This window comes from Cognatilysobacter xinjiangensis (assembly GCF_014651995.1).
Taxonomy (GTDB): domain Bacteria; phylum Pseudomonadota; class Gammaproteobacteria; order Xanthomonadales; family Xanthomonadaceae; genus Cognatilysobacter; species Cognatilysobacter xinjiangensis.
Genome location: NZ_BMXY01000004.1, coordinates 43,359 through 66,429, shown reverse-complemented (window position 1 = coordinate 66,429; position 23,071 = coordinate 43,359). Strand labels below are relative to the sequence as shown.

Genomic DNA, 23,071 nt, shown 5'->3' with positions numbered 1-23,071 from the left:
GTCAGCGCTCCAGCCGCAGCGCGAGCCAGCCGGCGCGGTTGGCGTCGGAGGTCGACACCAGCTCGCGCCGCAGCGCCTCGCGCGCCGCCGGCGGCGTGCGCTGCACCAGCACCGCGAGCTTGTCGCGCTCGACCGCATTCATCGCGCGCAGCGTGCGCAGCAGCGGCTCGCGCTCGTCGGCGGGCACCTGTGCGAGCAGCGGCTGCAGGCGCGGGTAGTCGACGCCCAGCACGGGGCCGAGTCGCCAGCCGTGGCGCGCACTCGCGTCGAGTTCGTCGAATTGCGCGCGCAGCGACCGCTGCGTGGCCGCGTCCAGCGAGGCGAACTGCACGGCAGCATCGCGCAGCTGACGGCGTTCGACGTCCGGCAGCGCGCCGAAAGCCTGCCAGGCGGCCCGCCGCTCGCCACGCTCGGCCAGTGGCCGTCGATCCCACTCGTCGGCACGCGCGGCGAACGCATCGCGCTGGGCCTGCGTCCACGTCGCCCACAGCCGGGCACGCGCCTGCAGCGTCGCGCGCTGCGCCGGCTGCAACAGCGCGATCACCGGACGCAGGTCGCGCGGCACGTCCTGCGCGATCGCGGCGCCGGTGGCCAGCACGACCAGTACCGCGGCCAGCGCGGGCTTACGGCGCATCCGAGCTGGACTCCGATTCGGGGACGTCCACCGTCGCTGCCGGCACCGGGACCACCTCGGCCACCGGCACGTGACCGATCGTCCAGGCGAGGAAGGCGGCGTCGCGGGACAGCCGCTCCGCGGCCGGATCGGCCAGCAGGTCGAAATCCGGATGCGCGATCAGTCCGCTGGTGCGCGAATAGGTGCTGGCGGGCTGGCCGGCCGGCGGCAGCGCGACGATGCGCACATCCGGGCCGGGCGGCGCGTCGGCCCAGAACGAGGCAGCGAGCGCGACGAGCGTGACCGCAGCGACGGCGGCGGCCGCGATGCGATGGCCGGTCCAGAACGCATGCCGCGGGAAGAAACGTTCGGTGCGACCGGCCAGAGCACCCTCGCGCATGCGCGCCAGCCGCAGCGAGCGTTCGGTCGGCAGGCCGCGGATGCGGGCCTGGACGTCGGCCTGCAGCCGCATCCAGGCCGCCGCGTCGGGCGCGCCATCCGGCAGTACCGGGAGGGCACGCAGCACGGCGCGGCGCAGGCTGCCGGGGGCGACGTCGAGCACCGCGGCCGCCTGCGCCTCGTCGAGCCCGGCCGCGAGGCGCAGCAGCAGCGCCGCGCGCACGGCCGGCGAGCAGGCCGGCACGAACGCGGGCGGGCGGGCGCGGGTGGCGCGCCGCAGCGCCGGCTGCGCGAGCAGTGCGCACCAGAAGCGTCGCGGCCAGTCGGCCATCGGCGCGTCCACCGCCTCCTCGCGGAAGGCGGCCATGGCGCGGGTCAGCGCGGCATCACCGATCGTGGGATCGCCGGCCTGCAGCTCCGCGAGCACCGCCGCGCGGCGCTCGATGCCACGCAGGAACGCGGCCAGCGCGGCCGGCCGGGCGAGGTCCGGCGTCGGCGTCGGGACGGTCGGGGACATGTCGAGATGATAGCGGCGACCACCGTCCACCGGCCCGGACCTGCCCCTGCGACGGCTTGACAGGCGGCCGTGTCGGCCTCCCGCCCTTGTGTGACGCGGGTCCGCGGCCGGACACGTTGTGCACAGCCGTCATTTTCCGGTCATTCGCAGCCCGCGCGACGCATCGCGGCTAGCCTGGTCGCCGTGTTTCACGCACAAGCCATTGAAATAATTACGAATATCCGAGGTGGCGATTTTTTCGCCAACCTGTGGCCGCTCCGTGCCGTGACGGGCTCGCGCACATCGACCGACAGTCCATTCACAGACTTATCCACACGGCGTGTGGATAACGGTCGTTCCCCTGTGGGGACGGGCACTTACGTTCGATTCATGATCGCGGCGCGAGCAATGCGATCCAAGCTCGGGGCCGCCGCCGGACCCGTCTCGACCTAGACTGCGACCCATGCCGGTCACCCCGCCCCCGACGCCCTCGAACCCCACCCGCGCGGTGTGGAAGGTCGCGATCGGCGGCCTGCCGCTGCCGCGCCTGTTCGACTACCGCCCCATCGAGGGCGACGACGGCGCCGTGCCGGGCTGCCGCGTCCGGGTGCCCTTCGGCAGCCGCGAGCGCATCGGGGTGATCGCCGCGGTCGGCCCGGCCGATGACGACGGCGCCGACCTCAAGCCTGCTCTCGAGCGCCTGGACGCCACGCCGCTGCTGGCCGGCGAACTCTGGGACTCGTTGCGCTGGCTTGCGCATTACACCCACGAGCCGTTCGGCGAGGTCGTCGCCACCGCGCTGCCCACGCTGCTGCGCCACGGCGAGCCGCTGCCGCACACAGACCGCCTCGGCTGGCGCCTGTCCGCCGCCGGTGTCGACGCGCTGCCGCGTCTGCGACCCGGCCGCCCACGCCGCCTCGCCGAGCGCCTCGCGCAGGGCGAGGTCGCCGAGGACGAGCTCGACAGTCTGTTCGACGACTGGCGCGCCGCGCTGCGCAGCCTCGACGGCCGCGGCCTGGTCGAGCAGGTGGTGATGACGCCGGCCACCGCGCCCGCGCAGCCCGGCCCCGAACCCAACGACGAACAGCGCGCCGCGATCGACGCCCTGCTCGCCTCGCGCGACGCGTTCGGCGCCTTCCTGCTCGACGGCATCACTGGCAGCGGCAAGACCGAGGTCTACCTGCACGCGATCGCCGACTGCCTCGCGCGCGGCAAACAGGCGCTGGTGCTGGTGCCGGAGATCGGCCTGACGCCGCAGACGCTCGCGCGTTTCCGCGCGCGCCTGGGCGTGCCGGTGTACGCGCTGCATTCGGGCCTGTCCGACGGCGAGCGCGCACGCACGTGGGCGGCCTGCCTGCGCGGGCAGGCGCGCGTGGTGGTTGGCACGCGCAGCGCGGTGTTCCTGCCGTTGCCCGATGCCGGCCTGATCGTCGTGGATGAGGAGCACGACGGCAGCTACAAGCAGCTCGACGGCATCCGCTACCACGCGCGCGATTTCGCCATCTACCGCGCATCGCAGTTGAACGTGCCGATCGTGCTGGGCAGCGCGACGCCGTCGATGGAATCGCTGCGTAACGCTCGCACGCAACGCTACACGCACCTGCACCTGCGCAAGCGCGCGGGCGTGGCCAAGCCGCCGGCCGTGCGCGTGATCGACATCCGCAAGCGCGCGCTCGATGCCGGCCTGTCGAACGAGCTGATCGATGCGCTCTCGCGCACGCTCGAAGCCGGCGGCCAGGCGCTGGTGTTCAAGAACCGCCGCGGCTACGCCCCTGTCCTGCTGTGCCACGACTGCGGCTGGAGCGCCGAATGCCCGCGCTGCGACGCGTCGATGACCGTGCACGCGAAGGGCCGCCGGCTGCAGTGCCATCACTGCGGTGCGTCCAAGCGATCGCCCGATGCCTGCCCGGATTGCGGCGGCCTCGCGCTGCAACCGCAGGGCGCCGGCACCGAGAAGCTGGAGGAGACGCTCGCCGCGCGCTTCCCGCAGGTGCCCGTCGTGCGCATCGACAAGGGCACGACGCGCAACCGCGACGCGCTGGTCGGGCATATCGAAGCGCTCGGCCAAGGACCGGGCCTGCTGGTCGGCACGCAGATGCTCGCCAAGGGCCACGATCTTCCCGGGCTCACGTTGGTCGCCGTGGTCGGCATCGACGAAGGCCTGTTCTCCGCCGATTTCCGCGCACCCGAAAAACTCGCGCAGTTGCTGGTGCAGGTATCGGGCCGCGCCGGTCGCGCCGACCGCCCCGGCGAAGTGCTGCTGCAGACGCATCATCCCGAACATCCCTTGCTGCACACGCTGCTCACCGGCGGCTATGCGCAGTTCGCCGACGAGGAACTCGCGCTGCGCGAGGAAGTGCAGTTCCCGCCCTTCGCGCACATGGCGATGTTCCGCGCCGAAGCGCGCGACATGGACGTCGCCAACGCCTTCCTCGTGCAGGTGCGCGCGCATCTCGAAGCCACGTCGCCCGGCGCCGTGCTGACCACGCACGGCCCCCTGCCCGCCCCCATGCCTCGCCGTGCCGGCTACCAGCGCGCGCAGCTCGTCGTGTCCTCGAACGCCCGCCCCGCCCTGCATGCCGCCCTCGACGCCGCACTGCCGTCCATCCGCGAACTGCCCGAGGCCCGGCGCGTGAGGTGGTCGCTGGACGTGGATCCGGTCGACCTGTATTAGGATGCCGGCATACGCCCAAGGACAGGGTCATGCGAAACGATGGAACGACGACGCACCGCCACATCGAACGCCGCGATGGCGATTACTCCAGTGACGGTACGCGCCCGCATTGGCAGACGACGCATTCCCTCGACCGCGCCCCCCATCGAACGGGCGCCTGGAAGCGCGCAGACGCAGCGATTCCGCGCGTTCGGCGGATCGACGACGCGCGCGAACTGCACCTCAAGAACGCAGCCCAGTGACTGCGAGCTTCGTGCCACCGGTGACATCGCGATCGCACGATCTTTCCGCCCGCGCCCGTCGCGACACCACGAGCGGTGGCGGGTCGCGTTCTCTATTCGATCACTCTCAACCTACGGTCACTGCACAGATGAACAGCCTCTTCCAACGTGCGTACCTGGCGTCGGTCGTTGCCCTCGCTCTCGCGGCCTGCGACGGATCAACGGCGCCGACGCAATCGACTCCGCCGGCGACGCCGAACGCCGTGGCGGCGACAGGTGCTCCTTCTGACGCACCCCAGACGACGTCGCTGCCGTCCGAGCGCCTCAATCACCTCGTCGACGATCTGCTCCGCGCGCAATATCCCGAAGGATTCGACGCCGAGCACCAGTGCTGGAAGGCGACCTACGGCGACGGCGAGGCAGCGATGGCCTATTGCATGCGACCTCTGCCCCCCAGCGCGGTCCTAGAAGAAGGTCGCCAGATCATTTACGTCGCGACCGCCAGCGCGGCAGACATCCAGGGAAATGCCGCCTACCGCTACGGCGCGGTCGATCCTGGCATGTTCGACGCGTTTCGCCTGAGCGTCGCGCCCAATGGAAAAGCCACGGTTACCGCATTCCGCAAGGGAATGGATTTCGGCAGCGCCGGCGACTGCGGATGCGTGAACGCCGACCTCGTCGCCTTGGGCACGAACGTCCATGGCTGGGTGTTCAGCAGTGGTGGCACGGCTCAGGGCACCACGACCGCGACCCATTCGCTGGTCGCACCGGTCGGCAAAACCTTCATGGACGTGGGCGGGATCCCGCAGTACGTCGAAGATGATCAGGACGTGGAGTACCGGATCGCGATCGGCAGCGAAAAGGCGGAAAACGGCTGGTATCCCGTCACGGTCACGAAGTACCGAAAGAACGAAAGGCTCGACTCGCGCGTACTGCGATTCGAGGTAGGCGCGAAGCGCTATTCGATGCCCGAATCGTTCTAACAACCCGCTATTGGCAAACGAAGGATCGTTCCATGCCGAATTCAAAGGCCATTGACCGTCATTGGGAACAGAATCGCGAGCTTCTCGCAGAAGCCGCCCGCAATGCCGGCGTCGACCCCGGGATCCTGGTCAAGATCGCGGGCTTCGAGTCAGGGTTCGACACGCACGCACGACCCATCAGCCGCAGCCATCCTGAGCGCAATGTCATCAGGCAGTTCGATGGGACGATGGCTCTGTCCTCGGCCTATGGCCTCGGCCAGTTCACCAAGGACACTTGGCTCGACGTGATCCATCGTCATGGGGAGAAGTACGGTGTCGCCAACGCGGCGCGCATGACCGAGGAGCAGGCCAATGCGCCAGCACTGAGGAATGATCCGAGGCTACAGGCCGCAATGCTCGCCGAATTCACACGCGAGAACATTGCGCGTGGGCGCGCACTCGGCGGGCCGGATCCCGACGCGAATGTCTACGCCCTCCACAACCTCGGCAGCGGCGACGGCCCGAAGTTCCTCGAAGCACTGCGGAACAACCCAAGGGCGCCGGTTACCGCCGTACTGTCGGCGAAGGTCATTCGCGGCAACCCCGCCCTCTATGGCGATGGCAACCGCACGCTGGAGGACGCCTATCGCGTGATGGGGGCCAAGATGGACGACTACGCGAGCTACGCGGCCGCGCTCGGCGCCCTTCCGCCTCGGCAGGAATCCGTACCGCCACCTATGCGGCACGCGGCGCCGGCCGCTTCTGATATGCAGAACCGCGCTGCCATCTACAACGAGGCCCGTCTGCATTTCATCGACGGCCGCGAGCGCTTCGAGTACGGGCGCGGGGACACCGGTCGCAGGCCGAACGAGGGTGGTGATGGCCGCACCGACCAGAGCCGCAACGAGCGCGACCTCGACGGTGATGGGCGCAAGGGCGTCGACTGCTCGTCCTTCGTCTGGCGTGGCCTTCGCAACGCCGGTTACGACGTGCCCGCAGCTGCGTTCACGACACGCGACCTCTTTAACGGCCGCGATGTCACGCCCTATGCCCGGCGACACTTCGACGTGGTCGCAGCGGATCAGGCCCGACGGCCCAACGGCTCACTGCAGCGCGGCGACATCCTCATGTTCAAGGACAAGAGCGGCACCGGGCAGCATGTCGGCATCTTCCAGGGCTATGACGCCAACGGCCACATCCAGTTCATCGGGTCACAGGTGAGCAGCGGACCGGCCCTGGTCACGGTGAGGCCCGGGGCCTACTGGGACGGCCACAACCAAGTGATCGTCGGCGCCCTCCGCGCCAAGCCGGAATTCCACGTGCGGGCGCCGCTGCATGCGCAGGCGTCGGCGACCGCCGGCCGCGAGCACGCGGCGACGGTGCAGGCGGAACGGCCTGCTGCATCGGTGCCGCGGCCGGCAGTCCCGCCCGCTGACGCCGACGGCGTCCTTCGGCACGGCGAAAAAGGCCCTGCGGTATCGACGCTGCAGCAGCGCCTCGCCGATCTGGGCTATCGCGGCAGGGACGGCAAGCCGCTCGAGGTCGACGGCGACTTCGGCGACAACACCCGGTTCGCCGTGCAGGCGTTCCAGCGCGAGCACGGACTCGAGGGCCTTGGCGTCGCCGGGCGGAAAACGGCAACGGCGCTTGCGGGCGCCGAGCTCGCGCTGCTGAGCCATCCGTCCCACCCGCAGCACGCGCTGTACGCGCAGGTGCTGGAGCGCGTGCAGGCGGAGGAGCGCGCGAAGGGCATCGCACCCGGCCCCCACAGCGCGCGCATCGCGGGTGCCCTCGCCGTGGAATGCCTGCGCGAGGGCATCACCCGAGTCGACCGCGTCGAGCTCAATCGCGACATCACGCTGGTGCGCGGCGTGCAGGTCAGTGCGCTGCGCGACGAGCCCGGCCTCAACATCACGACCGACGCGATCAGCACGCGACAGGCCGCGGCGCAGCCGATGCTCGAAAGCACCGAGCAACTGCAGCAGGTGGCGGCGAACCGCGAGGCGCGGCAGCTCGACGCGCAGCAGCGGCAGGCGGCCACGCCCGTACTCGCGCAGTAGCGATAGCGGCGCCGGCCTTCATAGGACGGCGCCGCGGTCTGGGCGACAATCGCGCCATGACCAGTCTTCTCGAATCCCTCCGCCAGCACTCCACGATCGTCGCCGACACCGGCGACATCGAGGCCATCGCCCGTTTCCGTCCGCTCGACGCCACGACCAACCCCTCGCTGCTGCTCAAGGCCGCCGGCCTGCCCGGCTATGCGCCGCTGCTCGAGGCCGCCGTCGCCGACGCGCAGGGCGCGGATCGCGACGCCCGCATCGCCGACGCGTCCGACCGCCTCGCCGTCGCCATCGGTGGCGAGATCCTCAAGCTGATCCCGGGCCGCGTTTCCACCGAGGTCGACGCGCGCCTGAGCTTCGACAGCGAGGCCACGGTCGCCAAGGCGCACCGCCTGGTCGAGCTGTACGAAGCCGCGGGCATCGGCCGCGACCGCCTGCTGATCAAGATCGCCTCGACGTGGGAAGGCATCCGCGCGGCCGAGCGCCTGGAGCGCGAAGGCATCCACTGCAACCTCACGCTGCTGTTCTCGTTCGCGCAGGCCGTGGCCTGCGCCGAGGCCGGCGTATTCCTGATTTCGCCGTTCGTGGGCCGCATCTACGACTGGCACATCGCGGGCGGCGCAGCCAAGCCGGCCACGCCGCAGGACGACCCGGGCGTGCAGTCGGTCACGCGCATCTGGCAGTGGTACAAGCGGCACGGCTACGACACCGTGGTGATGGGCGCGAGCTTCCGCAACACCGGCCAGATCACGGCGCTCGCCGGCTGCGATCGCCTGACCATCTCGCCGGAGCTGCTCGCCGAGCTGCAGGCCGGCGATGCGGCGCTGCAACCGGCGCTGGTCGACGATGGCGCACGCGAGGCCGCGCCCGCGCGCATCGACGAGCCCGCGTTCCGCTGGCAGCACAACGAGGACGCGATGGCGACCGAGAAGCTCGCCGAGGGCATCCGCAAGTTCGCGCAGGACCAGGTGAAGCTGGAACAGCGGCTCGCCGCGCGCCTCGGTTGATCGACAGCGACGGGGCCCGCGGGCCGCCTCGCGTATCGCGCGTCAGACGTCGAGCTCGACGATGGCCGCCTCCACACGGCGGCCATCGATACGCAGCCGCGCCACGGTGATCGGCAGGCGGAAGCGTCGGCGCCCCGCGCTGCCCGGATTGACGATCAACACGCCGTCGCGCGTTTCGACCAGCGGTTTGTGGGAATGTCCTGCGACGATGACGTCGACGGGCGCGCCCGCGGGCCGTGCCGTCAGTTCCTTGAGGTCGTGCATCATGTAGACGGCGACCTCGCCGAGCCGTAATACGCGCGTTTCGGGAAGCTCGCGCGCCCACTCCGCGGTGTCGTTGTTGCCCCGGATGGCGGTGACCGGCGCGATGCGGCCAAGCGCATCGAGGACTGCCGGATCGCCGATGTCGCCCGCGTGCAGGATGCGCTCGCAGCCCTGCAACGCATCGAGCGCTTCGGGGCGCATCAGGCCGTGCGTGTCGGAGATCAGGCCGATGTGCATCACGACGCTTCGTCCGTCGTTTCTGCCGGCACCGATGACCCGGCTCCCGCGAGCGGGTACTCGATGAAGCCACGCGGCACGCGATCGACCAGCCAGACGCCGTTCTCCGCACGCAGGAACACGTGGCCGGCCGCATGCATCGCATGCGCGCGGACGCCGAGCACCGCGGGCATGCCGTGTCGCGAGCCGACGCGTCGCGCCGTGTCCGCGTCGGTAGACAGGTGTACGTGCATGCGGCGGCCACGATGCAGGCCGTCGCGCAGGATCGAGCGCAGGTGCCGCGTCGCGGTGCCGTGGAACAGGCGCGCCGGCGGTTCGACCGGCACGAGTCCGAGATCCACCGCGATCGAATGTCCTTGCCGCGCGCGGATGCGCGTGCCGCTGTCGTCGATGGCGTAGCGCTGCTTGTCATTGGCGGCGACGATCTCGTCGATCGCGACGCGGTCGAGCGCCACGCCATGCGCGTTCGCCTGCGCGATCAAGGCGTCGATGTCGGCCCAACCGGCGTCGTCGAGCGACAGATCGATCGCGTCCGGCGCATGTCGCAGCACGCGGCTGAGGAAGCGGCTCTGCCGGACCCGCTCGGGCCGCATCAGTGCGGGCGTTCGCGGCGCCGGAAGAAACGACCGAGACCGGACGCGCCGCGGCGTGGCTCGCGATCGTCGCGGCCGGCACGCGTCTGCTCCTCGGCGATCGCGAACAGGCGCTGATCGAGTTCGGAGATCAGCTCGTCGAGCACGTCGCCGGTCGAGCGGTCAGGCCAGCGTTCCAGCGCTTCCACGCCCATCTGTACGAACTGCGCGCGCGTCTCGGGCGGAAGCTGCAACTGGTGCTCGGCGAACCAGCGGTCGAAGCGCAGGCTGACCTCGCCGGCCGCGGTCGCGGGATCGAGATGGACGGGCGGCGACGGTTCCATGCATGTGCTCCGGACGGAGTGCATCGGTATAGCCGACGGCGTCGGCATGGCGCGTGAGCGGCGGTGCGTCGTGCCACGCGTGCCCCGCAAATGCGAACGGCCCGGTTTCCCGGGCCGCCCACCAGAACATCGTGCGGGAGCGCTTAGGCCGCGAACAGCGCGCGCATCTTCTTGAGCGCGTTCGCCTCGATCTGGCGGATGCGCTCGGCGGAGACGCCGTACTCGTCGGCCAGCTCCTGCAGCGTCACCTTCGCTTCGCTGTCGAGCCAGCGGCGCTTGATGATGTCGCGCGAGCGCGCGTCGAGTTCGGCGAGGCCTTCGCGCAGCACGCTGAGTTGGCTGCCTTCCTCGTCCTCGCGCTCGTACAGCTGCGAGGGGTCCTCGCCCTGCGCCGCGAGATACGCGACCGGGCTCGGCGGGCCGTCCTCGTCGCCGTCGTCGGGCATGTCGAAGCCGATGTCGCGGCCGGACAGGCGCGACTCCATCTCCAGCACCTCGCGCTCGGAGACGTTGAGGTCGGCGGCAACCGCGCGCACCTCGTCCGCATTCATCCACCCGAGGCGCTTCTTGCTCTTGCGCAGGTTGAAGAACAGCTTGCGCTGCGCCTTGGTCGTCGCGACCTTCACGATGCGCCAGTTCTTCAGGATGAACTCGTGCATCTCGGCGCGGATCCAATGCACCGCGAACGACACCAGGCGAACGCCCTGGTCGGGGTCGAAGCGCTTTACCGCCTTCATCAGGCCGATGTTGCCTTCCTGGATCAGGTCGCCGATGCCGAGGCCGTAGCCGTTGTAGCCGCGGGCGACGTGCACCACGAAGCGCAGGTGCGAATGCACCAGCTCGCGGGCGGCGTCGAGGTCCTCGTGGTCGCGGTAGCGGCGCGCGAGCGCCTGCTCGTCGTCGACGCTCAGCACCGGGATGCGGTTGACCGCACCGATGTAGGCCTCGAGCGAGCCGAGCGGGCTCAGCGCCGCCATCGAGGGCACGGGGAGGTTGTTGGTGACGAGAGCAGTGGTGGCTGTCGTGGTCATAGGCTCTAGGTTAGCAGTCGGGTACTTGGACTGCTAAAGGGTCCGGAAGTTCCGAAGCGTTGCATTCATGGCACGAATAACAGCGAATCATGCCGATCGACCCGTTCACTGCGGGTAAAACCGGCCGCACCGGCCTGAACCATGTCCATGCGGGCGTCGAAGCGGCTTTTCCAGCCATGACCCATGGCAGGGGTCGGCCACGGCCGCCGGCGGCCACTACACTCGATCCCGCATGACGACGCGATCCAGGCCGACCTCCTTCGACATCGCCTACCGGGCCGGCGTATCGCAGGCGACCGTCTCGCGCGTGCTGCGCGGCGGCGCGCGGGTGAGCGAGGAGACGCGCCGGCGGGTCGAGGCGGTGGTCCGCGAGCTCGGCTACCGGGTCGACCGTCGTGCTTCCGGCCTGCGCACGCGCAGCTCGGGCCTGCTGGCGCTGCTGCTGTTCGAGTCGGCCACGTCCGACGGGCCGCGCGTCGACCCGGCATTCCTGGCGCTGCTGGGGCCGATCAGCCGGGCCTGCGAGGCGCGTCACCGCGAACTGCTGGTGGCGGTCCGCCAGCGCTCGGACGGGTGGGAAATCGATTACGGCGACCCGACGCGGGCGGATGGGCTGATCCTGCTCGGTGACGGCGAAGACCACGCCGCGTGCGAGCGGCGGGCGGTGCTGGCGCGTTCGGGCATCCCGATGGTGGGCTACGCGGCACCGCCCGGGCACGGCGTGGCGACGGGCGGTGCCCTGGTCGACGAGTTGATGCGGAAGATCGGTGGCGGGACGCCGGTGCCGCCGGCAGCCGCGGAACCGGCGCCGGCCTGAGCCCGACCATGCAGTGAATGCCGCCTCGATCAGGCGGCTAGACGCGCGTTCGGGCGACGTCACGGTACCGGCGCCGCGACGCCTCGCATCGCCCGCGTGCCCAAGCTGAAGACTGCCGACGCCGCGACCCCGGCCGGCAGCGGTCCGCGTCTATGATGGCCGCATGATCCTGCAGCTCTCCCTGGACCACGCGCCTGTCACCCTGCTGCTGGTGTCGGCGGCCGCCATCGCCGTGCTCGGCGGCGTCTGGCTGGCGCGGGCGCTGTCCCGTCCGGGCCGCCGCGCGCGCTGAGGCGCCGCGTCAGGCCGCGCGCAGGACGGCCGCCTCGCGCGCGAGCCGTGCGATGCCGTCCCAGTCGCGCGAAGCCAGCGCATCGGTCGGCACCATCCACGAGCCGCCCACCGTCGCCACGTTCCTCAGCGCGAGATAGCCGCGGGCCTTCGACGCGTCGATGCCGCCGGTAGGGCAGAAGCGCACGTCGGCGAACGGGCCGGCGAAGGCCTTCAGCGCCGTGATGCCGCCCGCCGCCTCGGCGGGGAAGAACTTGAAGCGCCGGTAGCCGCGCTCCATGCCGCACATCAGCTCGCTCGCGGTCGCGACGGCCGGTATGAATGCGAGCGCGGTGAGTTCGGCGGCTTCGTACAGCGCGGGCGTGGTGCCCGGCGCGATGCCGAAGACCGCGCCCGTGGCCTCGACGGCGCGGAAATCCTCCGCGCGCAGCATCGTGCCGGCGCCGACGATCGCATCCGGCACCTCGTCCACGATCGCGCGCATGGCGTCGAGCGCCACCGGGGTGCGCAGCGTCACCTCGAGCACGCGCAGGCCGGCGTCGACCAGTGCGCGTGCCAGCGGCACGGCGTCCTCGACGCGGTCGATGGCGAGCACGGGCAGCACGGGCGCCTGCGCGAGGATGTCATCCACGCGCGTGGCGCGGGTTTCCGGTGTCCAGATCATCGTGTGTGCTCCAGTCGGTCGCGCAGCGCGGCGGCGGCACCCAGGAGGCCGGGCTGCGGATGGGTGACGACGTGGATCGCGACGTTCTCCACGTAGGCGGCGAAGCGGCCCTTGGCGAGGAAGCGTTCGCGGAACGCGCTGCGGCGAAGGAACGGTACGAAGCGCGGCACGATGCCGCCGGCGATCATCAGGGCATGCGCGCCGTGGGTCAGTGCGATGTCGCCGCAGACCGAGCCGAGGATCGCGCAGAAGCGTGCAAGCGCGCGGCGCGCCGAGTCGTCTTCGCCTTCGGTGGCGAGACGGACGATGTCGGCCGGCTCGCGCAGCGCGTCGCCGCCGGCATCGCGCAGCACCGCGTCGATGCGCGCGAGGCCTTCGCCGCAGAGCACGCGCTCGTTCGACGTACGCCCGTACAGCGCATCGACGCGGGCGACGATGCGCCGGTCCTCGTCGTCGATCGGCGCGAACGTCGCATGCCCGCCTTCGGTTTCGATGGCCTGCCAGCCGCGCGTCGCGTCGCCCAGCAGCAACGCGACGCCGAGGCCGGTGCCCGGGCCCATCACGGTGACGGGTGATGCGGGCGGCAGCGAGGTATCGCCGTAGAGAGGCACGACATCATCCGCCGCAAGCGCAGGAATCGCCCGCGCGACGGCACCGAAGTCGTTGAGCACGCACAGGTGTTCGAGGCCGAGTGCGCGCTCGAGCTCGCTGCGTCGGAACGACCAGGCGCGGTTGGTCATGCGCACCTCGTCGTCGCCCTTGATCGGCGAGGCGATGGCGAAGGCGGCGTGGCTCGGCGTGGCTTGCACACCGTCGAGGTAATGCACGCAGGCCTCGTGCAGGCTCGCGTAGTCGCTGCCGCGCAGCGCCTTCATGTCGTGCAGCCGCGGCGTGGGCGAATCGAGCTCGACCAGCGCGAAGCGCGCGTTGGTGCCGCCGATGTCGGCGACCAGCCCGACCGCCGTCATCCGGCGAGTTCCCGATCGCTCGCGTCGAGCAGCGCGCACGCGCCCTCCTCCGCGCTGCCGACTTCGCGGCGCATCAGCGCGAACAGCTCGCGGCCCATGCCGGTGCGGTTGGCGGAGAGGTCGGTGCGATGCGGCGTACGTGCGGCGAATGCGCCTTCGTCGACGAGCACGTCGACGGTGCCGGCGTCCGAATCGATGCGCACCACGTCGCCCGGCTGCAACCGTGCGATCGGCCCACCGTCGGCCGCTTCAGGCGTGAGATGGATCGCCGCGAGAACCTTGCCCGATGCGCCCGACATGCGGCCATCGGTGAGCAGCGCGACCTTCTGGCCACGGTCCTGCAGCACCGACAGCGTCGGCGTGAGCTTGTGCAGCTCCGGCATGCCATTGGCCTTCGGGCCCTGCCCGCGCACCACGGCGATGAAGTCGCCCTCGAGCAGGCCGGCGCGGAATGCGTCGAGCAGCGCTTCCTGCGCCTCGAACACCTGCACCGGCGCTTCGATGACACGATGCTCCGGCGCGACTGCCGACACCTTCACCACCGCACGGCCGAGATTGCCCTGCAGCCGGCGCAGGCCGCCCTCGGCATCGAACGGCTCGGCGAGCGATCGCACGACCGACGGATCGCGCGACTGCACCGGTGCATCGGCCCACTTCAGCTGCGTGCCATCGAGATACGGCTGCCGGGCCTGGTCGCGCAGGCTGCCGCCGTGCACCGTCCGCACGTCCTCGTGCAGCAGGCCGCCGTCGAGCAGTTCGCGGATCACGAAGGCGACGCCGCCCGCGGCCTCGAATGCGTTCACGTCGGCCTCGCCGTTCGGATAGACGCGCGCCAAGAGCGGCGTCACGCGGGAGAGTTCGTCGAGATCGTCCCAGTCGATGCGGATGCCGGCCGCGCGCGCGATGGCGACGAGGTGGATCGCGTGGTTGGTCGAGCCGCCGGTCGCGGCGAGGCCGACCATCGCATTGACGATCGAGCGCTCGTCAACGACGTCGCAGAGCGGCGTGTACTCGTCGCCCAGTGCGGTGATGCGCAGAACACGCTCGGTGGCGGCGACGGTGAGCGCGTCGCGCAGCGAAGTGCCCGGGTTGACGAAGGCGGTGCCCGGCATGTGCAGGCCCATCACCTCCATCAGCATCTGGTTGGAGTTCGCGGTGCCGTAGAACGTGCAGGTGCCGGCGGTGTGGTAGCTGGCGGCTTCGGCGTCGAGCAGTTCGTCGTAGCCGACCTTGCCCTCGGCATGCAGCTGGCGGATGCGCGCCTTCTCCTTGTTCGGGATGCCCGATGGCATCGGCCCCGCGGGCACGAGGATGCACGGCAGGTGGCCCCAGCTCAGCGCGCCGATCAGCAGCCCCGGCACGATCTTGTCGCAGATGCCGAGCAGCAGCATGCCGTCGAACATGTCGTGGCTCAGCGCGATCGCGGTGCCGAGCGCGATCGCGTCGCGCGAGAACAACGACAGCTCCATGCCGAAGCGGCCCTGCGTGATGCCGTCGCACATCGCCGGCACGCCGCCGGCGACCTGCGCGCTTGCGCCGTTCGCGCGCGCGATCGCGCGGATCAGCACCGGGAAGTTCTCGAACGGCTGGTGCGCCGACAGCATGTCGTTGTAGCTGGTGACGATGCCGATGTTCGGGCCGACCTGCCCGCGCAGGTGGGGCTTGTCCGCGCCGGCCGCGGCGAAGCCGTGCGCGAGGTTGCCGCAGCCCAGCGCGCCGCGCGCCGGGCCGTCGTGGCGCATCGAGGCCATGCGGGCGAGATACGCGGCGCGCGTGGCAGCGCTCCTGTCGCGGATGCGCTCGGTCACGCGCTCGACGGTGGGATGCAGGGACATCTCAGGGACTCCAATGGATATGCACCGTCGCCTCCGGCGCATGCAGCACGGCAGCGACCGGCCGCTCGAACGCGTCCGGATCCGCCATCGCCGCTGCGAGTACGTCGCGCTTGGCATCGCCCGCGAGGGCGAGGTGCAGCGCGCGGGTGCGCAGCAGGCGCGCGGCAGTGAGCGAGATGCGTGCGAATGGCGCTTCGACAGGCAATGGATCGGGGTCGATGCGCAGCGCATCAAGCGTTGTCGACGGATCCAGCCCCGCCGCCAGTTGCCCGGCGTTCGGGAACAGCGACGCGGTATGCGCGTCGCCGCCCATACCGAGGACCACCGCGTCGAACGGCTCCTTGTGCCCGGCAAGCATCGCGGCGGCGTAGCGCTCCGAGCGCGCGGGATCGCCGTCGTGCGTGGTGAGCGCTTCGATGCGCACGGCGGTTCCGCCGAATATTTCCCGCAACTCGCGCACGTTCGAGCTGGGGTGATCGTGGGGCACGCAGCGCTCGTCGGTGGGTATCAGCACGATATGCGCGGGGCCGGGCGTGTCGCGCCAGCGCCTGGCGAGCGCACGATAGGCCGGCAGGGGCGTGCGCCCGCCGGCGAGCGCGAGCAGCGCGCGTCCACGCGTGGCGAGCGCGGCCTGCACCGCGGCGTCCAGCTCGCGTGCCAGCGCGGCCGCCAGTGCGTCCCCGTCCGGATAGGCGTGTTCGACCCAGGCCATCGTCATTCGCGCCAGCTGTGTCCCTTGCGGTCGATCAACGTCGCCGCCGCGCTCGGGCCCCAGGTCCCGGCCGGATACGGCTTGGGCAGCATGCCGGTGGCACGCCAACCGTCGTGGATCGCATCGACCCACTGCCAGGCGGCCTCGGTTTCGTCGCGACGCACGAAGAGCGTGCCGTTGCCTTCGATCGCATCGAGGTACAGCCGCTCGTACGCGAGACGGCGGCGATGTGCGGCGAATTCCTCGTGCATGTCGAGGTCGAGCTCGACCGGCGAGAGCTGCAGGCCGCCGCGGTCGAGGCCCGGCGTCTTGCTCATCACCTGCAGTTCGATGCGTTCCTCCGGTTGCAGGCGGATCACCAGCGCGTTGGGCTGCGGCGCGGCGCCGAAGATCGAATGCGGCACCTGGCGCAGCTGCAGGTAGATCTCGGTCGATCGGCGTGGCATGCGCTTGCCGGTACGCAGGTAGAACGGCACGCCGGCCCAGCGCCAGTTGTCCACCTGCGCGCGGATGGCGACGAAGGTTTCGGTGCGGCTCGCACGTCCCAGCTCTTCCAGATAGCCCGGCACCGCCTGCCCCGCGATCGCACCGGCCGCGTATTGCCCGGCGACCGTCTCGGTGGCGACTTCGTCGCGCCCGATCGGCCGCAGCGAGCGCAGTACCTTGATCTTCTCGTTGCGTACCGCCGTCGGGTCGAAATGCGAGGGCGGCTCCATCGCGACCAGGCACAGCAGCTGCAGCAGATGGTTCTGCAGCATGTCGCGCATCGCGCCGTAGTCGTCGTAGTAGTCGCCTCGGCCTTCCACGCCGACGGTTTCGGCGACGGTGATCTGCACCTGCTGGATGTGCCGCGCGTTCCACAGCGGCTCGAACAGCGCGTTGCCGAAGCGCAGCGCGAGAAGGTTCTGCACGCCGTCCTTGCCGAGGTAGTGGTCGACGCGGAAGATCCGCGCCTCGTCGAACACCGCGGCCACCGCGTCGTCGATCGCGGTCGCGCTGGCGAGGTCATGGCCGATCGGCTTTTCCAGCATTACGCGCGTGCCGGGGCCGGCGAGGTCCATCGCGCCCAGCGCGCGGCAGATGTCGCCGTAGAAACGCGGTGCGGTGGACAGGTGGTAGACCGCGTCGCCGCCCTCGCGCAGCGCGTCGATGCGCTGACCCAGCGTGGCGAACGAGGCCTCGTCGCCGAGCGTCGCCGGCACGTAGTGCACGCGTTCCAGCAGGCCACGCAGCTCGGCGTCGTTGAGATCGCCGGCCGGCACGAAGCGGCCGATGGCCTGTGCGACGTTCTCGCGGAAGCCCGCGTCGTCGAACTCGCTGCGCGCGCTGCCGAGGATGCGCAGCCCGGGCGGCAGCAGCCGCTCGCGGTGCAGGCCGTACAGCGAGGGCAGCAGCATGCGCTGTGCGAGGTCGCCGGAGGCGCCGAAGATCGTCAGCAGCGAAGCGGGGCTGGGGCTCATGGACGCTCGTATCGAAACGAAGGGCCAGCCTAGCGGGCCGGCCATGAAGAAATCGGCGCCGGCCGTACGGCCGCTGCCTGGCATGTGTCGCGCCGCTCAGGCGCCCTGCCGCGCGTCGAGCATCGGCTGCAGCCCTGCAAGCGACGGCAGCGACCAGTCGATCGGCGTATGCCCGCGCCGCGCGATGTACTCGTTCGCCGCCGAGAAATGCCCGCAGCCGATGAAGCCGCGATGCGCCGACAGCGGCGAGGGATGCGGCGCCTTCAGCACACGATGCCTCGACATGTCGATGCGCTTGCCCTTGGCCTGGGCGTAGCTGCCCCAGAGCAGGAATACCAGCCCGTCGCGCTCGCGGTTGAGCACGTCGACGACATGGTCGGTGAAGCCTTCCCAGCCCTTGCCCTGGTGCGCGCCGGCACGGCCGGCTTCCACCGTCAGCACCGCATTGAGCAGCAGCACGCCCTGCCAGGCCCAGGGCAGCAGGCAGCCGTGGTCGGGCCGCGCGATGCCGAGGTCGCGCTGCAGCTCCACGTAGATGTTCGCGAGCGACGGCGGCACCGGCACGCCCGGACGCACCGAGAACGCGAGGCCGTGCGCCTGCCCGGGGCCGTGGTACGGGTCCTGGCCGAGGACGACCACGCGCGTGGCATCGAACGGCGTCGCATCGAAGGCGGCGAAGATCTGCGGCCCCGGCGGGAACACCTGCGCGCCGGCGCGCTTGCGCTCGCGCAGGAAGGCCGAGAGCTGCTGCATGTCCTCGCGCAGCAGGTAATCGCCGACATGCGATTTCCAGCCGGGTTCGAGCTTGATCTGGTCGGCGTTGGGCATCGCGCTATCGTCGGGCGTCGCCCGTCGCGGCGCAACGAACGGCTCAGGCTTCGACGGGCAGTCGCGACAGCCGCAGCTGGAACAGCGTCTTGGTCACCAGCAGGCGCTCCTCGATCGGCTTGAGCACCAGGTCGTTGGCGCCCGCACGCAGCAGTTCGCTCTGGTTCTGCGGATTGGCGTCGCCGGTCATGACGAGGATCGGCAGGCGGCGCTTGCCGTAGCCGAACTGCACGCGCAGGCGGCCGAGCAGGTCGTGGCCGGACAGCTCGCCCTTGAGGTAGACATCCGTGAGCACGAGGTCGGCGCCCACGTCGTCCTCGCCGCGATGCGCGTCGAAATGCGCGAGCGCTTCCTCGACGCCGATGAAGTGCAGCACCTTGAGCCCGTGGCGCTCGAGCATGCGCTTGGTGGCCACGGCAACGACCTTGCTGTCCTCGACGTAGAGCACGCGCGCGCCCGGGATCGGCTCGGGATGCACGTAGCCGCGGATGAAGGCGGCCAGCGCGTTGTGGCCGAGCGCCTTGTCGAAGTAGTCGGTGACGTCGTCGGTGAACGCGCGCGATTCCAGGTGCGACTGCGCATCGCCGGAAACGACGATGACCGGCACGTATTTCTGTCCCGCCGCCTCGCGCACGGTGCGCGCCAGCGCGATGCCGTCGCCGTCGGGCAGCGCGAGCGCGGTGGTGACGAGATCGACCGGGCCGCTCGCCAGCGCCTCGCGCGCCTGCGCGACGCTCTCGCAGGCCACGACGTCGACGCCCGGCACCTCGCGCTGCAGTACGTCGGCGATGAGCTTGCGCACCAGTCTGCTGCCGTCGACCACCATGATGCGGGCCGACGAGGCCGGGAGATGGCGAAGGTCCTGCGAGTGCTCCGTGCTCAAAGATCAGTCGCCGGTCGAGCGGGTCTGCCTCAGATAGTGACCGGTCACCAGCCCCGCGCCAAGCCAGCCGAGCACGCCCGCGCCCAGAACTGCGACGGCGGCCCGGATCGGGTCGAAGCCCTGCAGGCGGAACCCGCTGCCATACGCCTGCGCGAGATCGGCGATCGGCGCGCGCAGTGCCAGCTCGGCGCCGGTCAGCAGGCCGAGCGCGATCAGGCCCGAGAGCAGGCCGTAGCAGGCGCCGAGATACAGGAAGGGCCGACGCACGAAGCCATCGGTGGCGCCGAGCAGTTGCAGCACCTCGATCTCGTCGCGACGCGACTGGATGTCCAACCGCACCGTATTGCCGACCACCAGCAACCCGCCGAGGCCGAGCAGCACCGCGAGTACCCAGGCGATGCGCTCGCCCAGCAGCAGCCAGCGGTCGAGGCGCTGGCGCCAGGCCGCGTCCTGCTGCACGGCGTCCACGCCCGGCAGCGCCTGCAGCGAGGCGGCGAGCGCCGCGTCGTCGCCACGTGGCGTGACGCGCAGGAGATGCGGCAACGGGTTGTCGCCGAGCGCGTCGGCCGCGGCCGCGAGGCCGCCGGTTTCGCGCAGCTCGCGCAGGCCCTCATCGGCGCTCCGCAGCTCGACGCCCGCGACGTCGCCACGCGCGCGCAGCTGCGCGGCCAGCGACTGCGCCCGGTCGAGCGGCGTGCCGGGTTCGAGATACACGCCCACCTGCCGCGATTGCTGCACGTCGCCGGTGAACTGCGAAAGATTCGACAGCACGGCCCACAGCCCCAACGGCAGCGCGAACGCGATCGCCATGACGCCGACGGTGAGCCCGGTGGCCCACGGCTTGCGCAGCATGCGGCCGAGGCTCGCGACCAGACTGTAGACGTGGTGGTCGAACCAGCTGCCGATGCGCGAGCGCGTGCGCACGGCCTCGGTACGGACGGCCTTCGTGCTCATTCGGCGAGGTCTCCCGGCGCGATGTCGTCGACCAGCCGGCCGTGGTCCAGCACCAGCACGCGCTTCTTCATGCGCCGCACCAGCGCGAGGTCGTGGCTGGCCACCATCACCGCCGTGCCGCGCATCGACAGGGATTCCAGCAGCGCCATGATTTCGGTCGACAGCGCGGGATCGAGGTTGCCCGTGGGTTCGTCGGCCAGCAGCAGCTTCGGCTCGGCGGCGATCGCACGCGCGATGCCCACGCGCTGCTGCTCGCCCGCACTGAGCTGGCGCGGCAACGCGCGACCGCGATCGCCGAGGCCGACCTTCTCCAGCGTGGAGCGCACGCGCTTGGCGATCTCCGCGCGATGCATGCCGCGCAGGCGCAGCGGCAGCGCGACGTTGTCGTCGATGCTGCGGTCGGCGAGCAGGCGATGGTCCTGGAACACCACGCCGACGTCGCGGCGATGCAGCGCGATGCGCCGCCCGCCGAGCTTGCCGATGTTGCGGTCGGCGAAGATCACCGCGCCGCGCGTGGCGCGTTCGGTGAGGTGGATCAGCCGCAGCAGCGTGCTCTTGCCGGCACCGGAGTGACCGGTGACGAACAGCATCTCGCCGGGCGCGACGTCGAAGCTCACGTCGACGAGCGCATCGCGCCCGCTCGCATAGCGCTTGCCGACGTTGTCGAAACGCAGAAGGCTCATGCGGCGGAGTATCGCAGATGCACCGTCGCCGCCCGCGCGGCGCCGCAACGAAAACGGGCGAACCCGAGGGGCCGCCCGTCGTCCGACGCGAAGTCGCCCGATCAGTGCTGCGTGCGCGGCCCGCGCGTGACCAGCGACTTCAGCCCGCGCGCCACGCGGTGCAGCAGGCCCGGTTTCTTCGCCGCGGACGCCGGCGCGTCCGCATTGGCACGCGAGGCTTCGAGCTCCGCCTTCGCGCGCGGCGTGCGCGGCTGGGTCAGCGTGGAACGTGGCTCCGACGATGCGGGGCGCGGCGACGCGGCCTGCGCGCCGTTCTCCGCGACGGCGCCGTCCACCGGCTTGCCGCGACGACGGCGACGACGCTTGCGCGGCGCCAGCTCCTCGCCGGTGACCGGATCGATGCGCGGCGGACGCGGCGGCTTCGGCGCGGCGTCGGCAATGGCGGGCGTCGCCTCGACGGCATCGACCGCACCTTCCGGCTTCGGCGCACGCGGGCGACGCTCGCCCTCGGGCTTGGGTCCGCGCGGACGGCGCTCGCCGTCGCGGCCGGCCGAACGTCCACCGCTGCGCGGCTTCACGCCACGGCGCGCGTCTTCCTCGGCCTTGGCCTCGCGCGCCTCGCGGAAGATCGCCGACACGCTCTCCTCTTCCTCGCCTTCCACCTTCTCGCGCACCGGGCGCGGCAGCGCGACCAGCATCTCCGGCGTCACCTGCTCGGTCGGCAGCTTCTGCTCGATGTAGGCCTCGATGTCCGGCAGGCTCATCGCGTAGCGCTCGCAGGCGAAGCTGATCGCATCGCCCTCGGCGCCCAGGCGCGCGGTGCGGCCGATGCGGTGGACGTAGTCCTCGGCATCGAACGGCAGGTCGTAGTTGTAGACGTGCGAGACGCCGTCGATGTGCAGGCCGCGCGCGGCGACGTCGGTCGCGACCAGGATCTCGAGCTGGCCGGCCTGGAACTTCTTCAGCAGCGACTCGCGCTTCTTCTGTGGCACGTCGCCCGAAAGTACGCCGACGCGGTAGCCCGCGCGCTCCAGCGCACGCGCCACGCGCTCCACGAACGCCTTGGTGTTGACGAACACCATCGTGCGCGCGCCTTCGCTGCGCGACAGCAGCGCGATCAGCAGCGGGATCTTTTCCTCGTCCGACGGGTAGTACACCTTCTGGCGCACGCGCGCGGCAGTGATGGTCTCGGTCTCGACGACCAGCTTCTCCGGCTCGTTCATGTGCTCGTAGGCGAGCTCGAGCACGCGATGGCTGAGCGTCGCCGAGAACAGCAGCGTCTGTCGCGTGGTGCGCTCGGGCATGCGGCGCAGCAGGAAGCGGATGTCCTTGATGAAGCCGAGGTCGAACATGCGGTCGGCTTCGTCGAGCACGCACATCTCGCAGGCGTGCAGGCTGACCACCTTGTGCTGCTTGACGTAGTCGATCAGGCGGCCGGGCGTGGCGATGATGACGTCGGCGCCCGACTGCAGGATCGCGCGCTGCTTGTCGTAATCGACGCCGCCGTAGACCAGCGCGAACTTCAGGCCGAGGTCGGAGCCGAACTTCACGGCGTCCTTGTGGATCTGGATGGCCAGCTCGCGGGTCGGCGCCAGGATCAGCGCGCGCGGATCCTCCGGCTTGCGGTCGGCCAGCGCCGGGCGCGTGAGCAGCCGGTTCACCACGGCGACGAGGAAGGCGAGCGTCTTGCCGGTGCCGGTCTGCGCCTGGCCGGCGACGTCGCGGCCGGCCAGCGCCAGCGGGAGGGTGAGGGCCTGGATCGGCGTGCAGCGCGTGAAGCCGGCGGCTTCAAGGCCCGCGAGCAGCGCGGGGTGCAGGTCGAACGAGGAGAAGGTGACGTCGGTTAAGGGTTTGTCGCTCATCAGGATCCGGCGCGCCGGTGGGCGCTTGCGTAGGAGACGGCGGCCGGAAGACGGCGGCCGGCAAGGCGTCCGGGCGCGCGTGAGGGCGGCGACGGGGTGCATCCGCGGAACACTGCGGATGCGGCCGGACGGTCGTGCGGGGCTTGCGCCACCGCGTAGGGCCCCCAAGTGTAGCGCATGCCTGCACGGCGCCCGTGCGACCATGTCGGCCGCGCCCCGATCCGAGGAGACCTG

General features: G+C 70.9%; 22 protein-coding genes. 6 read left to right on the top strand and 16 right to left on the bottom strand.

Features of this window, described 5'->3' with window-relative positions; genetic code table 11:
• Position 1 precedes the first annotated feature (1 nt).
• Both IE066_RS12715 and IE066_RS12710 read right to left on the bottom strand, forming a co-directional pair.
• Positions 2–634: a DUF3106 domain-containing protein gene (locus IE066_RS12715; RefSeq protein ID WP_189450516.1), complete on the bottom strand. Its 633-nt coding sequence runs from the start codon at positions 632–634 to the stop codon at positions 2–4.
• Entirely contained in the window at positions 624–1,529 is a 906-nt protein-coding gene (locus IE066_RS12710) for a hypothetical protein (RefSeq protein WP_189450514.1), read from the bottom strand. Before IE066_RS12710 ends, IE066_RS12715 begins: the two co-directional genes overlap by 11 nt.
• A 442-nt stretch (positions 1,530–1,971) precedes the next feature.
• Here IE066_RS12710 and IE066_RS12705 point away from each other — a divergent pair, with 442 nt between their 5' ends.
• The 4 genes from IE066_RS12705 to tal all read left to right on the top strand — a co-directional run bounded on the left by IE066_RS12705 (position 1,972) and on the right by tal (position 8,432).
• Complete coding sequence (locus IE066_RS12705; protein ID WP_189450512.1) at positions 1,972–4,182, top strand: primosomal protein N'; 2,211 nt, start codon at positions 1,972–1,974, stop codon at positions 4,180–4,182.
• 370 nt (positions 4,183–4,552) lie between these two features.
• Positions 4,553–5,386: a hypothetical protein gene (locus tag IE066_RS12700; protein ID WP_189450510.1), complete on the top strand. Its 834-nt coding sequence runs from the start codon at positions 4,553–4,555 to the stop codon at positions 5,384–5,386.
• A gap of 32 nt (positions 5,387–5,418) precedes the next feature.
• Complete coding sequence (locus IE066_RS12695; RefSeq protein WP_229790811.1) at positions 5,419–7,425, top strand: XVIPCD domain-containing protein; 2,007 nt, start codon at positions 5,419–5,421, stop codon at positions 7,423–7,425.
• A 56-nt stretch (positions 7,426–7,481) separates the two neighbouring features.
• A complete protein-coding gene (gene tal / locus IE066_RS12690) occupies positions 7,482–8,432 on the top strand; it encodes a transaldolase (protein ID WP_189450508.1) in 951 nt (316 codons plus the stop codon).
• A gap of 42 nt (positions 8,433–8,474) precedes the next feature.
• Here the strand turns inward: tal and IE066_RS12685 are convergent, their stop codons facing one another.
• From IE066_RS12685 to rpoH, 4 genes are all read right to left on the bottom strand, one after another.
• Positions 8,475–8,933, bottom strand: coding sequence for a metallophosphoesterase family protein (locus IE066_RS12685; RefSeq protein WP_189450505.1), 459 nt, complete (start codon positions 8,931–8,933; stop codon positions 8,475–8,477).
• On the bottom strand, positions 8,933–9,526 hold the full coding sequence (locus IE066_RS12680) for an RNA 2'-phosphotransferase (RefSeq protein WP_189450503.1): 594 nt from the start codon (positions 9,524–9,526) through the stop codon (positions 8,933–8,935). Before IE066_RS12680 ends, IE066_RS12685 begins: the two co-directional genes overlap by 1 nt.
• Positions 9,526–9,849 carry a hypothetical protein gene (locus IE066_RS12675; protein WP_189450501.1) on the bottom strand — a complete coding sequence of 108 codons (324 nt, stop codon included), beginning with the start codon at positions 9,847–9,849 and terminating at the stop codon, positions 9,526–9,528. Before IE066_RS12675 ends, IE066_RS12680 begins: the two co-directional genes overlap by 1 nt.
• Before the next feature lie 143 nt (positions 9,850–9,992).
• Positions 9,993–10,880 (bottom strand): RNA polymerase sigma factor RpoH, encoded by an 888-nt coding sequence (gene rpoH, locus IE066_RS12670; protein WP_189450499.1) that lies wholly within the window; start codon positions 10,878–10,880, stop codon positions 9,993–9,995.
• Between the two features lie 232 nt (positions 10,881–11,112).
• On the opposite strand from rpoH, the gene IE066_RS12665 reads away from it, so the two are divergent.
• A complete protein-coding gene (locus IE066_RS12665) occupies positions 11,113–11,697 on the top strand; it encodes a LacI family DNA-binding transcriptional regulator (protein WP_189450497.1) in 585 nt (194 codons plus the stop codon).
• A gap of 163 nt (positions 11,698–11,860) precedes the next feature.
• On the top strand, positions 11,861–11,989 hold the full coding sequence (locus IE066_RS14900; RefSeq protein WP_268244887.1) for a hypothetical protein: 129 nt from the start codon (positions 11,861–11,863) through the stop codon (positions 11,987–11,989).
• A gap of 9 nt (positions 11,990–11,998) precedes the next feature.
• On the opposite strand, the gene IE066_RS12660 is transcribed toward IE066_RS14900, so the two are convergent.
• From IE066_RS12660 to rhlB, 10 genes are all read right to left on the bottom strand, one after another.
• A complete protein-coding gene (locus IE066_RS12660; protein WP_189450495.1) occupies positions 11,999–12,652 on the bottom strand; it encodes a bifunctional 4-hydroxy-2-oxoglutarate aldolase/2-dehydro-3-deoxy-phosphogluconate aldolase in 654 nt (217 codons plus the stop codon).
• Entirely contained in the window at positions 12,649–13,620 is a 972-nt protein-coding gene (gene glk, locus IE066_RS12655) for a glucokinase (RefSeq protein WP_189450493.1), read from the bottom strand. The genes IE066_RS12660 and glk overlap by 4 nt, the downstream gene beginning before the upstream one ends.
• The gene (gene edd, locus IE066_RS12650; RefSeq protein ID WP_189450491.1) at positions 13,617–15,455 is read right to left on the bottom strand and encodes a phosphogluconate dehydratase; all 1,839 of its coding nucleotides are present in this window, start codon (positions 15,453–15,455) and stop codon (positions 13,617–13,619) included. Before edd ends, glk begins: the two co-directional genes overlap by 4 nt.
• A 1-nt stretch (position 15,456) precedes the next feature.
• The gene (pgl, locus tag IE066_RS12645; RefSeq protein ID WP_189450489.1) at positions 15,457–16,173 is read right to left on the bottom strand and encodes a 6-phosphogluconolactonase; all 717 of its coding nucleotides are present in this window, start codon (positions 16,171–16,173) and stop codon (positions 15,457–15,459) included.
• Positions 16,170–17,627, bottom strand: a complete 1,458-nt coding sequence (zwf, locus tag IE066_RS12640) for a glucose-6-phosphate dehydrogenase (protein ID WP_189450488.1) — start codon at positions 17,625–17,627, stop codon at positions 16,170–16,172. Before zwf ends, pgl begins: the two co-directional genes overlap by 4 nt.
• A gap of 96 nt (positions 17,628–17,723) precedes the next feature.
• The gene (gene ung / locus IE066_RS12635) at positions 17,724–18,455 is read right to left on the bottom strand and encodes a uracil-DNA glycosylase (protein ID WP_189450486.1); all 732 of its coding nucleotides are present in this window, start codon (positions 18,453–18,455) and stop codon (positions 17,724–17,726) included.
• Positions 18,456–18,498: 43 nt separating this feature from the next.
• A complete protein-coding gene (locus IE066_RS12630; protein WP_189450874.1) occupies positions 18,499–19,281 on the bottom strand; it encodes a response regulator in 783 nt (260 codons plus the stop codon).
• 60 nt (positions 19,282–19,341) lie between these two features.
• Positions 19,342–20,292: a permease-like cell division protein FtsX gene (gene ftsX / locus IE066_RS12625; RefSeq protein WP_189450484.1), complete on the bottom strand. Its 951-nt coding sequence runs from the start codon at positions 20,290–20,292 to the stop codon at positions 19,342–19,344.
• Entirely contained in the window at positions 20,289–20,975 is a 687-nt protein-coding gene (gene ftsE / locus IE066_RS12620; RefSeq protein WP_189450482.1) for a cell division ATP-binding protein FtsE, read from the bottom strand. Before ftsE ends, ftsX begins: the two co-directional genes overlap by 4 nt.
• Before the next feature lie 101 nt (positions 20,976–21,076).
• Entirely contained in the window at positions 21,077–22,837 is a 1,761-nt protein-coding gene (rhlB, locus tag IE066_RS12615) for an ATP-dependent RNA helicase RhlB (protein WP_189450480.1), read from the bottom strand.
• Positions 22,838–23,071: the final 234 nt, after the last annotated feature.